Annotated in this window: 11 protein-coding genes; 3 read left to right on the forward strand and 8 right to left on the reverse strand. The window is 61.3% G+C overall.

What is annotated here, in order from left to right:
* Positions 1 to 31 precede the first annotated feature (31 nt).
* On the forward strand, positions 32 to 997 hold the full coding sequence (locus tag HKK54_RS08075) for a metal ABC transporter ATPase (RefSeq protein WP_169386521.1): 966 nt from the start codon (positions 32 to 34) through the stop codon (positions 995 to 997).
* Positions 998 to 1,034: 37 nt separating this feature from the next.
* Here the strand turns inward: HKK54_RS08075 and hldE are convergent, their stop codons facing one another.
* Positions 1,035 to 2,456 carry a bifunctional D-glycero-beta-D-manno-heptose-7-phosphate kinase/D-glycero-beta-D-manno-heptose 1-phosphate adenylyltransferase HldE gene (gene hldE / locus HKK54_RS08080; protein WP_169386522.1) on the reverse strand — a complete coding sequence of 474 codons (1,422 nt, stop codon included), beginning with the start codon at positions 2,454 to 2,456 and terminating at the stop codon, positions 1,035 to 1,037.
* Positions 2,457 to 2,612: 156 nt separating this feature from the next.
* Positions 2,613 to 4,418, reverse strand: a complete 1,806-nt coding sequence (msbA, locus tag HKK54_RS08085) for a lipid A export permease/ATP-binding protein MsbA (protein ID WP_169386523.1) — start codon at positions 4,416 to 4,418, stop codon at positions 2,613 to 2,615.
* Between the two features lie 159 nt (positions 4,419 to 4,577).
* Between msbA and HKK54_RS08090 the strand changes: the two genes are divergently transcribed.
* Positions 4,578 to 6,455, forward strand: coding sequence for a bifunctional O-antigen ligase/aminoglycoside phosphotransferase family protein (locus HKK54_RS08090; RefSeq protein ID WP_169386524.1), 1,878 nt, complete (start codon positions 4,578 to 4,580; stop codon positions 6,453 to 6,455).
* A gap of 66 nt (positions 6,456 to 6,521) precedes the next feature.
* Here the strand turns inward: HKK54_RS08090 and HKK54_RS08095 are convergent, their stop codons facing one another.
* From HKK54_RS08095 to HKK54_RS08120, 6 genes are all read right to left on the reverse strand, one after another.
* Complete coding sequence (locus tag HKK54_RS08095) at positions 6,522 to 7,406, reverse strand: glycosyltransferase (RefSeq protein WP_169386525.1); 885 nt, start codon at positions 7,404 to 7,406, stop codon at positions 6,522 to 6,524.
* The gene (locus HKK54_RS08100) at positions 7,403 to 8,551 is read right to left on the reverse strand and encodes a glycosyltransferase family 4 protein (RefSeq protein WP_169386526.1); all 1,149 of its coding nucleotides are present in this window, start codon (positions 8,549 to 8,551) and stop codon (positions 7,403 to 7,405) included. The genes HKK54_RS08095 and HKK54_RS08100 overlap by 4 nt, the downstream gene beginning before the upstream one ends.
* An 86-nt stretch (positions 8,552 to 8,637) precedes the next feature.
* Positions 8,638 to 10,044: a PIG-L deacetylase family protein gene (locus tag HKK54_RS08105; protein WP_169386527.1), complete on the reverse strand. Its 1,407-nt coding sequence runs from the start codon at positions 10,042 to 10,044 to the stop codon at positions 8,638 to 8,640.
* On the reverse strand, positions 10,041 to 10,937 hold the full coding sequence (locus HKK54_RS08110) for a GNAT family N-acetyltransferase (protein WP_010169297.1): 897 nt from the start codon (positions 10,935 to 10,937) through the stop codon (positions 10,041 to 10,043). Before HKK54_RS08110 ends, HKK54_RS08105 begins: the two co-directional genes overlap by 4 nt.
* The gene (locus HKK54_RS08115) at positions 10,938 to 12,695 is read right to left on the reverse strand and encodes a carbamoyltransferase family protein (protein ID WP_008439143.1); all 1,758 of its coding nucleotides are present in this window, start codon (positions 12,693 to 12,695) and stop codon (positions 10,938 to 10,940) included.
* Between the two features lie 154 nt (positions 12,696 to 12,849).
* On the reverse strand, positions 12,850 to 13,191 hold the full coding sequence (locus tag HKK54_RS08120) for a YceK/YidQ family lipoprotein (protein ID WP_169386528.1): 342 nt from the start codon (positions 13,189 to 13,191) through the stop codon (positions 12,850 to 12,852).
* Positions 13,192 to 13,341: 150 nt separating this feature from the next.
* Between HKK54_RS08120 and HKK54_RS08125 the strand changes: the two genes are divergently transcribed.
* Complete coding sequence (locus HKK54_RS08125) at positions 13,342 to 15,432, forward strand: TonB-dependent receptor family protein (protein ID WP_169386529.1); 2,091 nt, start codon at positions 13,342 to 13,344, stop codon at positions 15,430 to 15,432.
* Positions 15,433 to 15,484 lie beyond the last annotated feature (52 nt).

A 15,484-nucleotide genomic window follows, 5' to 3' on the forward strand; every position in this document is an offset into this window, starting at 1 on the left:
GCGGCCGACCCCGACGCAAGAAGGAGCCGACATGGCGCGAACGCTCATTAGAAAAAACCCGAGTAACTTCAAAACGCTGCCGCTGCATGTCGAAGCCACGCCCGAAGGCTTGAGTTACCAGAGCGTCGGCATGCCGCTCAACTTCGCCCAGACCCTGCAACGGCGCAAGCCGGTGGAGGTGAAAGACACCGAGCGTTTCGTGCTGGAACTGGCCAACCTTGGTGTTTCGGTGCGCCTGACGTTGCATTGGCAGAACCGCGATTACTGGGTGCTGGTGCGCCAGCGCCGACAAGACCGCGGCGATGTGGTGCTCAAGCTGATCTCCGGTTATGTGCCTGCCCACGAACTTAACCTGCCACTGCACACCGCCATTCAGGAAATCGCCGAGGAATGCCTGCTGGAAACCCCGGAAGGCTGGCTGGGTGGGCGCTTCAACGACACGTGGCTGCCGGCCCCCTACTCATCCGCCCTGCACTACCGCGAAGCATTGCCGTTTCGGCTCTCGCCACTGTCCGGTGCCGCACGCCCAGTGCGCTGCGCCACCACGCAATTGATTGAGCGCCCACGGGCCTACGTGCACCTGCCGACGGCTTCGCTGCAACTGATCTATGACTTGCGCCTGGAAGTCCCCAAGGAGGCCAAGTCCCTGAGCCTGTTTCATGTGGACGAGCGCCTGGAAGGTGATCAGTTGGTCGCGCGCCTGGACCGCCAGCGTCCGGACTTGTACCTGATGCCGCTGAAAGACGGCCAGCCGTGTGCGGAGCTGTACACCTTGAAAAAGGATCAGCTGTATCCGGCGAGTACGCGAGGGTTGTATCTGGCAGAAAGCTTTGCCCAGCAGGAAGGCTGGATCGTGCGTGACGAGCGGATCCGCTGGAAGGACTGGCTGCGGCAACAGGGGCTGAGCGCGCCCGAGAAAGAGTCGAAATTGAAGCGGTTGACCGGAAGGGCCAAGCTGCTGTTGAAGAAAATCGTCCCGCGCAAGCGCACCCGGTAACCTGCGGCAAGGGAGCAAGCTCCCCTGCCGCGCTCGGTCAGTTGCTGCGGATTTTTTCCACAATCGCCGTGGTCGAGCTGTTTTCCACCAGCCCCAACACTTTGACCTTGCCGCCATAGGCACTGACGATATCAGCGCCGACTACCTGGTCGACCGAATAATCCCCACCCTTGACCAACACGTCCGGCTTGACTTGGGCCAGCAGGTTTTCCGGGGTCGCCTCGGCAAAGCTGATCACCCAGTCCACGGCCCCCAAACCCGCCAGCACCGCCATGCGACGGTCGACACTGTTGATCGGCCGCCCCGGCCCTTTCAACCGGCTGACCGACGCATCATCGTTGACCGCCACGATCAAACGATCGCCTTGGGCCCGCGCCTGCTCCAGGTATGTCACGTGACCGGCGTGCAGAATGTCGAAGCAACCGTTGGTGAAGACAATGCTCTCGTTATGCGCCCGGGCATCGTCAATCGCCAGCAGCAATTGCTCGATACTCAACACGCCGCGCTCCGAGCCTTCGGAACGCTGGATGGCACGGCGCAGCTCAGGTGCGCTGATGGCCGCCGTACCCAGTTTGCCGACCACAATGCCCGCCGCGAGATTGGCCAGGGCCACTGCGTGAGGCAGCTCTTCACCCGCGGCAATCGAGGCCGCCAGGGTGGAGATCACCGTGTCACCGGCACCGGTCACGTCGAACACTTCACGAGCCCGCGCGGGCAAGTGCATGGCCGGGTGATCAGGGCGCAGCAACGTCATGCCATGTTCACCACGGGTCACCAGCAAGGCACCCAGGTCGAGGTCGGCCATGAGCTTCGCGCCCTTGGTTACCAGCTCGTGCTCATCGACGCAGCCGCCGACGATGGTTTCAAATTCGCTGAGGTTCGGCGTGATCAGGCTGGCACCCCGATAAATCGAGAAGTCCTTGCCCTTGGGATCAGCCAGCACCGGAATGCCCCGGGCCTTGGCGGCCTGGATCAGCATCTGGTGATTTTTCAGGGCGCCTTTGCCGTAGTCGGACAACACCAGCACCTTGATGCCTTCGAGCAACTCGTCGACCTGGGCACTGAGGGCCAGGGCATCGGTGGCGAAGGGTTCTTCAAAGTCGATACGCAGCAGTTGCTGGTGACGGCTCATCACCCGCAGCTTGACGATGGTCGGCTGATGGGGAATGCGCTGGAACAGCGCACGCACGCCAGCGCCACGCAGGCTGTTGGCCAGGCTGTCGGCGGCTTCGTCGTCGCCGGTCACACCCACCAGGGAGGCCGGGGCGCCGAGGGCGGCAATATTGAGGGCAACGTTGGCAGCGCCACCTGGACGGTCTTCGATTTGCTCGACCTTGACTACCGGTACCGGTGCCTCAGGGGAAATCCGTGAGGTACCGCCATGCCAGTAACGGTCGAGCATGACATCGCCGACCACCAAGACAGGGGCTTGATCGAATCGCGGCATGGACAACTTCATGGAGCAACCCACATACAAAATGAACAGGGGCGCGATATTAACACAGGGTTGTCAAAGGCTTGTGCAATGTAGGAGCCGGCTTGCCGGCGATGCGTTCACTGCGGTTTTTCAGTGCAACCGCGGTAAGGCCATCGCCGGCCAGCCGGCTCCTACGGATCAGGTGATGTCGGCCGGGATCGGTGCGTCCAGGCCCATGGCGTGCAGGCGGGCGTAATAGCCGTTTTGTGCCAGCAGTTCGCCGTGGGTACCACGCTCGACAATCCGGCCATCGTCCATCACCAGGATCAGGTCGGCTTTCTCGATAGTCGACAGGCGATGGGCGATGACCAGCGTCGTACGGCCTTGCATGACCTTGTCCAGGGCCGCCTGGATATGGCGCTCCGACTCGGTGTCCAGCGCCGAGGTCGCCTCGTCGAGGATCAGCAATGGCGCGTTCTTGAGCAAGGCCCGGGCAATAGCCAGGCGCTGGCGCTGGCCGCCGGACAGCAGCACACCGTTTTCGCCGACCTGGGTATCGAAGCCTTTGGGCAGTTGGTCGATGAAGTCCTTGGCATAGGCATCGGCCGCCGCCGCCTCGACATCGGCCCGCGGTGCGCCGGCCAGGTCACCGTAGGCGATGTTATTCGTCACGGTGTCGCTGAACAGGGTCACGTGCTGGGTCACTTGGGCGATATGCCGGCGCAGGTTGAGCAGGCGATAGTCTTCGATCTCCACGCCATCGAGCAGAATCTCGCCGCTCTCGTGGTGGTAGAAACGCGGGATCAGGCTGGCCAGGGTGGACTTGCCACTGCCCGAACGCCCTACCAGGGCAACCATCTGCCCGGGCTCTGCGGTGAACGTGATGTCCTTGAGCACATGGCGCTCGGTGCCTGGGTAGGTGAAGTTCAGGTTGCGCACTTCCAGGCGACCGCTGACCTTCTCGCGCTCGATGGTGCCGCGATCGATTTCCACGTCTTCGTCCAACTGCTCGAAAATGCTTTCGGCACCGGCCACGCCTTTCTGGATGGTCGAGCTGACTTCAGACAGCTGGCGAATCGGCTTGGGCAGCAGGCCGGCCAACGTGATGTAGGCCACCATGTCGCCCGCCGACGCATCACCGCGAAGGTACAGCACCAGGAACATCAACACCGCCATGGCGCTGTAGATCACCAGTTGCAGCGCCGGCGTGTAGATCGCGCCGGTGCGGGTCATGCGCAGTTGCTTGTTGGTGTTGCTCAGGCTGGCCTTGAGGAAGCGCTTCTGCTCATACACCTCGCCGCCGAAGCTGCGCACCACGCGGTAACCCTGGATGGTTTCCGAGGCGACGTGGGTCACGTCACCCATGGCGACCTGGATCTTCTTGCTCTGCTTGCGAAATTTCTTGCTCGCGGTGCTGACCATCACGGCAATCAACGGCAGGATGGCGATCATCACCAGGGTCAGCCGCCAGTTCATGAACAGCAGCGAGGCGAACAGGAAGATCACCGTCATGCCTTCGCGAATCACCACCTTGATGGCATCCGTCGCAGCACCGGTGACCATGGTCACGTTGAAGGTGATGCGGGAAATCAGGTGCCCGGAGTTGTGATTGTCGAAGTAGCGGTTCGGCAGCGTCAGCAGGTTGTTGAACAGCTGCACCCGCAGGTCGTGGACCAGGCCCAGGGAAACCTTGGCCAACAGGTAGTTGCCCAGGAACGAGCCGAGGCCCTGCCACGCGGCGATCAGGATGATCAGCAACGGCACGGCCTGCAGCAATTGCAGGTCACGCAGGAAAGGCACCGTGGGGAACAACACCGCTTCGGGGTTGGACAGGCCATCGACAAAGTACTTGAGGATGTAGCCCAGCATCGGCTGGGTCGACGCGAAAATCAGAAAGCCGACAATACTCAACGCGAACAAGCCGGCATAGGGCTTAACGTAGCTGAGCAGGCGGAAGTATATTTTCAAGCTCGAAGGGCTTGCGCTCGGACTGGAGTCGGTCATATCACGCGGCGGTTTTGAAAAAGGAGGCTGACTTTAGCACAGCTTCTCTGTTGTACTTGCACGCGGCACAACCGCGGCCCCGTTGGATCCAACGGGCGACATTATATAGCCACTACTTTAGTATGGTCGGCTTTCTTTATTCTGGAACGGCTTTTCTGTATGCACTCCAAGCGCCTTACATATGGCTCAAATCGCGTTTTCGACTTCCTCTGTTTGTGGATTCTGCCCATAGGCTTGCTGTTGCTACTGAGTTCGCTGTTTTTTGTCACCAATCGAAATGTCCTGCACAGGTTCTACTACCTGCTGTTCGCCGCGCCGACACTGTTGCTGCTGTGCCTGCGCCCGACGGAATTCAAGCAGGTATTGCGCGAGCCCCTGGCGATTGCCTTCCTGGTTTTCTCGGGCTGGGCGCTCACAAGCCTGCTCTGGAGCCCTGAGGCCACGACAGACTCCGACCTGTTCAAGCGGCCACCGAATACCTTCACGTTGTTTGTCGGCTTCGGACTGTTGTTGCATTACCGCAGCGAACTGTTCAAGCCGATCTTCTTCTGTGCCGCGCTGATTGCGCTGATATCGAGCGCCTGCAGCCTGGTGGCTTTTGCTCCCCACCTCTCGGATGGCTCGCGAATGATCGGCGGGCGTGGCGCTCTTGATAATCCGCTGCTGAGCTCTCACGTATTCGGATTCTTCTGCGTGTACTGGCTGTACGTATGCATGACCACCAAGCGTGCGCACGTACTCTGGTTCAGCGTTCCAGCGCTGGCAATCATGGCCGCCGCGGTGCTGGCCACCGGTTCGAGAACACCGATGGTTGCACTGGTCCTCGCCGTGCTCTGGATGAGTTTCACCAGTCGCAATCGTCGCTCGGCCCTGCTGATCGGCTGTATGGCGCTGGGAGCTGCAGCACTGTTGCTGTTCTATCCCGAACTGATCACCAATCGTGGCAGCTCGTTCCGTTTCGAACTCTGGGGCATGTCGCTTGCGCGTATCGCCGAACATCCCTGGATCGGCCACAGCTACGACTCAGAGCTGTACCTGACGCTTACCGACGGGTATCAACTGCGCGAACCCCACAGCTTTGCTCTGGGTGTGCTGTACTACGTCGGCATCATTGGCTTCATCCCGTGGGCCTTCATGCTCGTTTGGGGCTTGTACAAAAGTTTCAAGGCCCGCGCACAACCGCTGTTCATCCTGGCCTCGTCATTGCTGGCCTACGGCATCGGTGCCGGCCTGACCGAAGGCGGCGGGATTCTCTCGCGGCCAAAAGAGCACTGGTTTCTGCTATGGATCCCGCTGGCACTGATCGCCGGACTGAGCATCGCCCAGCGTCGCCGCAGCCTGCTGCGCATGCCCGTTCAAAGCCTGAAGCGTCAAGATTTCGAGCAGTTGTGCACCAATGCTCACGTGATTGAAGCCGATGGCCTGGGCCCAAAGGTCCTGCGCCTGGAAGACGGGAGCTTCCTCAAGCTGTTCCGCCCACGTCGCTGGTATACCTCAGGCAGCTTCAACCCCTATTCGGAGCGTTTCGCCAGCAACAGCGAGCAACTGCGAGCCTTGGGCGTTCCATCGCCAATCATCCTCAATCTCTACCAGTTACAGGATGCCAGCAGCGCCGTACGTTATCAGCCACTGCCCGGCCTGACCCTGCGCCAAGCGCTGCAAAGCCTGGACAGTAGCCTGCGGGAATCGCTGATTGAGCGGTTCGGCGGGTTCATGGCCCAGCTTCACGAGCGCGGGATCTACTTCCGCTCCCTGCACCTGGGCAACGTACTGTTGATGGATGACGGCGAGTTCGGCCTGATCGACGTGGCCGACATGCGCATCTACCCGTCAGCCCTGCGTAACGCCCTGCGCCAGCGCAACCTGCGGCACATGCAACGTTATCCACAAGACCGTAATTGGCTGTTCGAAACCCATTTCGAGCAATTGGCCAAGGGCTATGCCTCGGCGGCCTCGCCAAGCGCCACGGCGAAGATCCGTGAGCAGGTGCTGAAGCTCAATCGTCCGGTCGCGCAGGTAGCGAACCCGGCCAAGTGATGGTTTGAATCGCCGGGGTTCCAGGCCCCGGGCCATTGCGGTGAACGCAATGGCCCGGCCAAAGCCCTATGAACTGCGCTGCGGTGCCAGGTACAACCGCACCAACCCACGCAAGGTCTTGCGACCCCAGAACTTCAACGGAATCTGCTTGAGGATCTCCCGCGCCAGTGGGCGGTCGCGGTCAGCCGTCTTGAGGAACATCGAGTTCAGGAAGTTGTAGCGAACCTGATCATAGGCAGGGTGATCGCTGAACAGCCCGTAGGTCTTGAGGATGTTCTGGATCATGTAGCGATGATTCTTGTAGGTGTTGGTCGCATGCTGGCGATAGCGCGCCATCACCACGTTCAACACGTCGATGGTGTAGCCGGCGTGGGTGATCTTCAATTCGATCAGCAAGTCTTCCAGCGGAATCAGCGGATCGAAACCGCCGACCTCTTCCAGCGCCTGCTGGCGGATCATAAGGGTCGGCGCCGGGGGAAAGGGCTTGCGATCCATGAACAGGTCATCGAAATCCAGGCTGCGAAACGGCAGATCGCGGCGCTGCTTCTTCTCCGGGTACGGCTTGCCGTCACCGTCAATCAACTCGATATTGCCGGCACAGATGCCCACCTTCGGCTTGTCTTCCATGTAGGCAACCTGGGTGGCAATGCGCTCGGGCAGCATGATGTCATCGGAGCCGAATGGCGCGATCAGGCTGCCTTTGGCGCGGGCGATGGCACCGTTCAGGGTGTTGGTCAGGCCCTGGTTCTGCTGGACCTGGAAGTCAAACCCATGCTCGGCCTGCAAGCGCTGGATGCGCTCCACACTGTCATCCTTGGAGCCATCGTCCACCACCAGCAACTCAATGTTGGGGTAGGTCTGGCCGAGCACACTGAGGATGCTCTGCTCGATGTACGGGCCGTGGTTGTAAGACGCAATGATCACTGTGACCAGGGGTTGCTGCAGACTCATGCTCTACCTACTTCACGCAGACCGGTTTCGATCAGGTTCAAATACTTGTGCCGGAACTCGTCCAGGGTGTGGTTTTCTTCCAGGTAGCGGAACACTTGTTCGCCCTTGGCGCGCAGCTCTTCGTCGCTCAGCGCCAGGTACGTGTCCAGCGCCGCCGCCAGTTGCTCGACATTGCCCGGGTCATGGGACAGGCCGCCCGCCCCCTGCACCAACGGCAACATCGCCGGGCCGTTGGAAGCGATGACCGGCAGATGCCCGCTCATGCCTTCCAGCAACGCCAGGCCCAGGCCTTCGAACAGCGACGGCATAGTCCAGATATCGAAACCACGCACGTACTTCATGCCATCTTCACGGAAGCCCAGCAGGTGCGCACGGCCGGTCAGCCCCAGGCGCGCGATGTCGGCAAGCAGGTCTGCTTCGGCGCGGCCGGAGCCGATAATGCCCACCTGGGCCTCAGGGTATTTGTCCTTGAGGGTCGCGAAGGCTTGCAGCAAATGGGTATGGCCCTTGATTGGCACCAGTCGGCCCAGGGCGCCAATCATCCGTGCATCCAGCGGCAAGCCCAGAGCCTTGCGCGCTTCATCGCGAGGCAATTGCAAGGCTTCGGCCTGGGGAATGTCGATGGCGTTGGTGACATACGTGGTGTTTTCACGGGTGAACCCACAGTTGAGGTCCACCAGGTAATCCTTGACCGCCTCTGATACGCCGACGAACCGCCACGCCGGGCTGACCCACTTCTGGGTCTGGCGGCGGCGGTAGCCACGGGCGTACTCGCCAAAACCGTGGGAGATGCCGATGCACAGGGGGATCTTCAGCCAACGGTTGAGGGAGAGCATCATGTTGACCGACTTGAAGCGGTTACAGATGACCACGTCGAATTTCTGCTCGCGGCAATACTTGTAGATCTGCCACATGGCGCCGAAACGAATGCCCTTGAGGGATTTTTCCGGCAGCTCGAAATAATGGGAGTGTTCAGCCACGCTCAGGGGCTGGCCGGGCAGCGGACGGCCGCTGAGGAACCCGGATGTGACCTCGAAACGTTCAGCCGGCAAGGCCTTGACGATCTGCTCGCCGAGGTCGGCAAAGTCATGGGTCTTGACGTTGTAGTCCGGCTGTAACTGCAAAACCTTGAAACGAGGCTTCATAACTCTCCATGCTGCAATCTGGCTGCGGGCACGCAGCCCGGTGAAAAAGGGGCGGCAGGCACTGCAAGCCTGCCTTCAATAAGGTCTCAATCCTGCTTCAACACCCAGAGCAACTCATGACGGCGCACCGCTTTGCGGAAGAATTCATTCTCTCCGTAAGGCGATGGACTGCGGGCCGCCAGTAATTGCTGCAACCACCTGCGCACGCGACGCTTGAACGGCGCCCGCGGCTGCAAGTCGTGCATCATGCCTAAGGCCATGGCCTTGTCCTGCTGCTGGCTCAGCGTCAGCGGCAAGCTGCACGGCACCAGCTCAAGCGCGGTATCAAAACGCGGCGGCAACGCCACGCCAGCGCCCGAGTCGCCCATGGGCCAGCGGTCGTTATCATGCAGGTGATTGGCGTAACCGAGCAATGTACCCGGCTGCCACTCCAGGCCTAGCAGGGCTTCGAGAATCGCGGCGTGCGCACAGATATGATCCGGGTGCGGATCCAGCAGCGGCGTCGGCAACACGATCACCTGGGGGCGCGCCTTGAGCAGCAAGGCCCGCAGGTCGGCAATCAGGTTGTTCCAGGTCGGCGCGCCGTCTACATCCCCGGGCAAGGCCAGGGTATTGAACTGGCGAAACAGCCGCGTATCGTCCAAACCGGCTTCCCGGGAAGCCTGGGGCTGATCCGGCGCAGCCTGCATCGCCGGCAGCTGCATGCAGAAGTAACCCAACTGCACGCAGTGCGCCTCGGGAACGCCCGCCCAGCGTGGCACGGTAACGCTATCCCAGGCACGCAGGCGGCCTTTGAGCCGTGCGGCATCCGCCTTGGGCATGCCCATTTGTTGATAGTGATCGGCTTCGATTTCGCCCGCCGTGAGGGTGACGATCCAGCTCTCATCGGCCTGGCTGTAAAGGCTGAAGGCGGCCAATTCGGCATCGTCGGCATGAGGGGCGATCACCATCACCCGTTGGCGACGGTAATCCGGCTGGCGGAACCGCCACAGCGTCGGCTGCCCCTTGATCCGGCAGAAGCGCCCGCGCAAACGAAGCTTGCCGGCGGCCAGTGCTTCGCCCGCGCCGGTCAGGTTGAGGTAACGCCGACCCGCGACGCCACGCTCGAAGACTTGCCGGTCCGGCGTCTCAAGGCCCAGCACATCTATTGCGGGGTCAAGAAAACGTCCGAGCCAGGCGCTTTTGAGCTCAATACCGACGATCAGGGTTTCATCGCCCACCAAGGGCGTGTCCAACACCAGCCGCCCCGCCTCAAGACGCAGCCCCGCGCACTCGCTCCCCTCGGGAAACGCGTACTCATAGTCGTCTTTAGGCGAGTAGAACAGGTGATCGGCAAACCAGGCTTCATGGGCGCCCCACAGCACCACGGCCAGCACCGGCGGTAACCACCAGGCCACCAGCACACCGACCGCCACCAACAGCAACAGGCCAACCAACAGCGCGATGCGCTTGTTGCGCCGATGCTGCTTGAGGAGTTGCTGCTTGCGGCTCATACGCTGAACACCGGCACCGGGTTGCACCAGCGCTCCTTGTATTCACGATCGGAACGGCCGAATGAAAAACGCAGCGGCTTGTCGCTCGCCCGCGCCTGCTCCCAGGCACTTTGGGTGTTGAGGAAACTCAGCACGCTACCGGGGCTGAACGCCTTGGTTTCAGGGTCGACACCCCCGTTGACGTACTCGGCACTGACCCACGCCGGCGCCTGCACCTGATACACCAGTTGCACGGCAATCGCGGCGTCATTGAGAAACAGCACCGAGCCGAACAGAAATTCCTTGAGCAACTCCAGCACTTCGGCCAGACGCTCGGCACCCGCTGCAGGGAAACCCCAGCGTCGCTGGAACAGGTCGCAGTAAATCGCCGCCAACTCACTGCTGGAAAACTCGCTGACCGCCCGCACCACGCCGCCCGCCTCTTCCAGCAAGCGCAATTCACGACGCTGGTTGTAGCGAAACTTCTTCGACAGTTCTTCCGGTGTGCGCGCCATGGCCAACTGCTCGGCCTGGGGCTTGAGGGTGCTCACGCGCCCTTCATTCAGCGCCGACAGATAACGCGCGCGATGGCGCAACGGCAACTGCGCATCGGCGGCAATCGGCAGGATGATCTCGGCGTTACCCAGATCGAACAGGCCTTTTTTGCCTTTGCGCTTGAGCACGTCCTTGGACAAGGCCAGGTCGCGCCCCCAGGTGGCAATCGCGCCTTTCAGCTCGCCATCCTGCTCCCAGCCCAGGTAACGCACGGGAATCTGTGCCAGGTGCGCCAGCCGCTCGATAATCTGCGGATGAGTCGCCACGCTGCCGCCAAAACGCTGCCAGGCCTGGGCGTAAACCTCGGCCTCGACAGGCGTCCAGCCACGTTCACGCCAGCCCTGGAAGCGGTTCAGCATTTAAACCACAGCGTCATAAGGGTCTACGCCGTCCTTGACCACCAGGATGTCTTCCATGATCAGGTACTGCAGGTCGGAGCCGAAGAACATGTTCAGCGCGTCGGTCGGCGAGCAGATCATCGCTTCGCCACGACGGTTGAGCGAAGTGTTCAGCGACACGCCGTTGCCGGTCAGTACTTCCAGCTCTTTCATCATGTCGTAGTAGCGCGGGTTGTACTCGCGCTTGAGCACCTGGGCGCGGGAGGTGCCATCTTCATGGACCACTTCCGGCACGCGGGTTTTCCACTCTTCCGACACTTCAAAGGTGAAGGTCATGAACGGCGCCGGGTGATCGACCTTGATCATCTGTGGCGCGACGGTGTCGAGCATCGACGGGCAGAAAGGCCTCCAGCGCTCGCGGAACTTGATCTGGTGGTTGATCCGGTCAGCCACGCCGGTCGCGCTCGGGCAACCGATGATCGAACGCCCGCCCAAGGCACGCGGGCCAAACTCCATGCGGCCCTGGAACCAGGCCACCGGGTTGCCGTCGACCATGATCCTGGCGATGCGCTTGGGCATGTTTTCGATCTTGCGCCAGACCGGCTTGCTCTCGTGCTTGGCGCACGCGGCTATCACGTCTTCGTTGCTGTAGGACGGGCCGAGATAGACGTGTTCCATCTTCTCTACCGGTACGCCACGGGCGTGGGACACGTAGGCTGCCGCACCCACCGCGGTGCCGGCATCGCCGGACGCCGGCTGCACGAACAGCTCCTTGACGTCGTCACGGGCGATGATTTTCTGGTTCAGCTTGACGTTCAGCGCACAGCCGCCAGCGAAGGCCAGCTTGCCGGTGTCTTTGAGGATGTCGCCCAGGTAATGGTCGATCATCTGCAACGCCAGCTTCTCGAACAGTGCCTGCATGCTGGCCGCGTAGTGGATGTACGGCTCGTCGGCGATGTCACCTTCGCGCTTTGGCCCCAGCCACTCGATCAATTTTGGCGAGAAGTAAAAACCCTTGCCCTTCTCTTTGTAGCGGCGCAGGCCGATGACGTTGGCGTAGTCGGTGTTGATCACCAGCTCGCCGTTTTCAAAGGAGGCCAGGCGCGAGAAATCGTACTTGCTGGCATCGCCATACGGCGCCATGCCCATGACCTTGAACTCACCGTCGAGCATCTCAAAACCGAGGAACTCGGTGATCGCGCCATACAGGCCGCCCAGGGAGTCCGGATCGTAGAATTCCTTGATCTTGTGGATCTTGCCGTTTTCGCCGTAGCCGAAGAAGGTCGTGGCGTACTCGCCCTTGCCGTCGATCCCGAGGATCGCGGTCTTCTCCTGGAAGCCCGAGCAGTGATAGGCGCTGGAGGCGTGGGCCAGGTGGTGTTCAACCGGTTCGATCTTGATTTTTTTCGGATCGAAGCCCAGTTGCTCCAGGCACCAGACGATCTTGTTGCGATAGCGCTTGTAGCGACGGTTGCCCATCAGGATCGCGTCGAGGGCGCGGTCCGGGGCGTACCAGTAACGCTTGGCATAGTGCCAGCGGGCCTCGCCGAACAGGCTGATGGGGGCGAATGGAATCGCGACCACGTCAACGTCGGAAGGCTTGATACCGGCCTGTTCCAGGCAGAACTTTGCCGATTCGTAGGGCATGCGGTTCTTTGCATGTTTGTCGCGTACGAAACGCTCTTCTTCGGCGGCCGCGATCAGCTTGCCGTCGATATACAAGGCTGCGGAAGGATCATGGCTAAGGGCGCCGGACAGGCCAAGAATCGTCAATGCCACAGGGGTCTAGCCTCTTTTAGTCTGCATGCAGGCGCGTCACGCCTGAAAAAAGTGTGCTCCCCGCCTGGGCGAGAAACAGCTAAAGGGCGGGATTATAGCGTAAACACGTCCCGTGATGATCTAGGGATTGTGGCGACCGGTTGTCACTGCGGGCCTAGCGGAAAATCTCGATGCTGCCGTCCCTGTTCTGGCGGTAGACCGTGTAGGGCAGCACGAGGGTGTCGAGCAAGCCGGAGGCCACAAGCTCCGCAGCGAAGATCGGCAAGGAGCCGGAGGCATCGCGCGTGTGCTCTTTGGTGGTGTCGGGTGCGCCGTTCAATGTGCAAAAACCGTAGATCACCCCGCTGTAGATACGCGGCACGTTTTCACAATAACTGCGCGATTCCTTGAGGTTCTGGCTGGCGACGGCGTCTGGGCGAAACACCGTGTTGATGGTGCCGCAACCGCTGACCGAAAGGACAATAGCGGCGAGCAGTAGATTCTTTGCAGGATTCATGAGCAACTCCCTTTGGCAACAGTCAGACAGCTTAACCCAGGGTTGCGTAAGACATGGGCATCGGCAGACGGTAGGAAGAGTATTCGGCAAAGGCTGGCTGAATCGTTAAACTCGCGCGCTTTTGCGTGCTCTATGGATGTTGGTTTGCTCATGAAAGCTGTTGTTCCTACTCGTTTCGCGCTGTTGCTTCCTGGTCTTTTAGGGCTGTGCAACGGCGCCCAGGCCGATGAAGCGCCACTGGTCCTCGACCCCAGCGTGGTCACCGGCTCGCGCAGCGCCAGCCCGTCGTTTGACCTGCCCTATTCGGTGGACAGCATCAGCCGTGAGCAGATCAGCGACGGCCAACTGGGCATCAATGCCTCGGAAACCCTGTCCCGCGTGCCCGGCCTGGTGGTGCAAAATCGCCAGAACTATGCCCAGGACTTGCAGATTTCCTCCCGCGGCTTCGGTGCCCGCTCAGCGTTTGGTGTACGGGGCATCAAACTGATTGCCGACGGCATCCCCGCCAGCACCCCGGACGGCCAGGGCCAGGCCGCCACGTTCAACCTCGACACCGCCGAGCGCATTGAAGTCCTGCGCGGCCCGGCCGCCACGCTGTACGGCAGCAATGCAGGCGGTGTGATCCAGATGTTTTCCCGCAACGGCGAAGGCCCGCCGCGCATCGGCGCCGAAACCCTGGTGGGCAGTGACGGCCTGAGCAAGAACCACCTGACCGCCGAAGGCTCAGCAGACGGCGCAGGCTTCGTGCTTGATGCTTCGCGCATGGACACCGACGGCTACCGCGATCACAGCAGCGCCCGCCGCGACCAGACCTTCGCCAAGCTGAATTTCGAGCCGGATGACGACAGCAAACTGGCGCTGATCTACAGCAGCCTCGAGCAGAACGGAACAGAGGATCCGCTGGGGCAGACCTGGGACGCGTACAAAGCCGACCCACGCTCAGTGAGCAGCGCTGCGGAGCTGTACAACACCCGCAAAAGCATCGACCACCAGCAAGTGGGGATGAACTACGAGCGGTATGTTGGCGATGCAACCTTGCAGGTGAATGCCTACACCGGACGCCGCAGCGTGATTCAGTACCTGTCGATTCCCAAAGGTACGCCCGCCAATGAGCGCGGCGGCGGCGTGGTGCAGTTCGACCGCAAGTTCTATGGCGGCTCCGTGCGCTGGATGCAGCCGATCGACAGCGTGCCGGGTGAACTGATGATCATCACCGGCGTGGATTTCGACCAGAGCGAAGACAGCCGCCACGGCTATCAGAATTACAGCGGCAACACCCTGGGCGTAAAAGGCCAGCTACGCCGGGATGAAATCGATACGGCCCGCAGCCTCGATCCGTACATCCAGGCCAACTGGGCCATCGACCGCTGGACCCTGCAAGCCGGGGTGCGCCACAGCACCATGGAACTGGACGTCGACGACCAGTTCCTGAGCAACGGCGACTCCAGCGGCAACAAGACTTACCAGAAGAACACCCCGTCCGTGAGCGTGATGTACGCCTTCACGCCCGAGCTGCACGGCTATGTCAGCGCCGGCAAGGGTTTCGAAACCCCCACCCAGGCGGAACTGGCGTATGCGCCGGGCAATATCGAAGGGTTCAACTTCGGCCTGAAGCCCTCCGAGAGCACGCAATATGAAGTGGGCCTGAAAGCACAGCTGAATGACACACGGGTCAACGCCGCCGTCTTCCAGATCACCACCGAGGATGAGTTGGTGGTGGACCAGTCCATCGGCGGCCGTACCAGCTACCAGAACGCCGGCCGCACCCTGCGCCGGGGCTTCGAGTTGGGCATCGAAAGCCAGCTCAGCGAGCAGTGGAGCACCAACATCGCCTACACCCGGCTGCAAGCCACCTACGACAGCGACTTCGTCGGCGGCGGCAAACCCGTGGACAAAGGCAACTACCTCCCCGGGGTGCCGCAAACCACGCTATTCGCCGAACTGAACTGGAAACCCCGGGACTGGGTCAGCACCGCCCTGGAAGGCATGTACCGCAGCAAGGTCTACGTCGAAGACACCAACCAGCAACACGCGGCGCCGGGCTACAGCGTATTCAACTGGCGCGCGCGCTTTGAGCAGAAGGTGGAACACTGGACGTTTCACCAAACCCTGCGCCTGGATAACCTGCTGGATCGCCAATACGTAGGGTCGGTGATTGTCGGGGACGGCAACGGCCGCTATTACGAAGCAGCGCCAGGACGCTCGTGGTACGCAGGCGCCGGTGCCGAGTACACCTTTTAGCAACTGACACCGGACCTGTGGCGAGGGAGCTTGCTCCCGTTGGGCCGCGCAG

The organism is Pseudomonas sp. ADAK13 (assembly GCF_012935715.1).
Taxonomy (GTDB): Bacteria; Pseudomonadota; Gammaproteobacteria; order Pseudomonadales; family Pseudomonadaceae; genus Aquipseudomonas.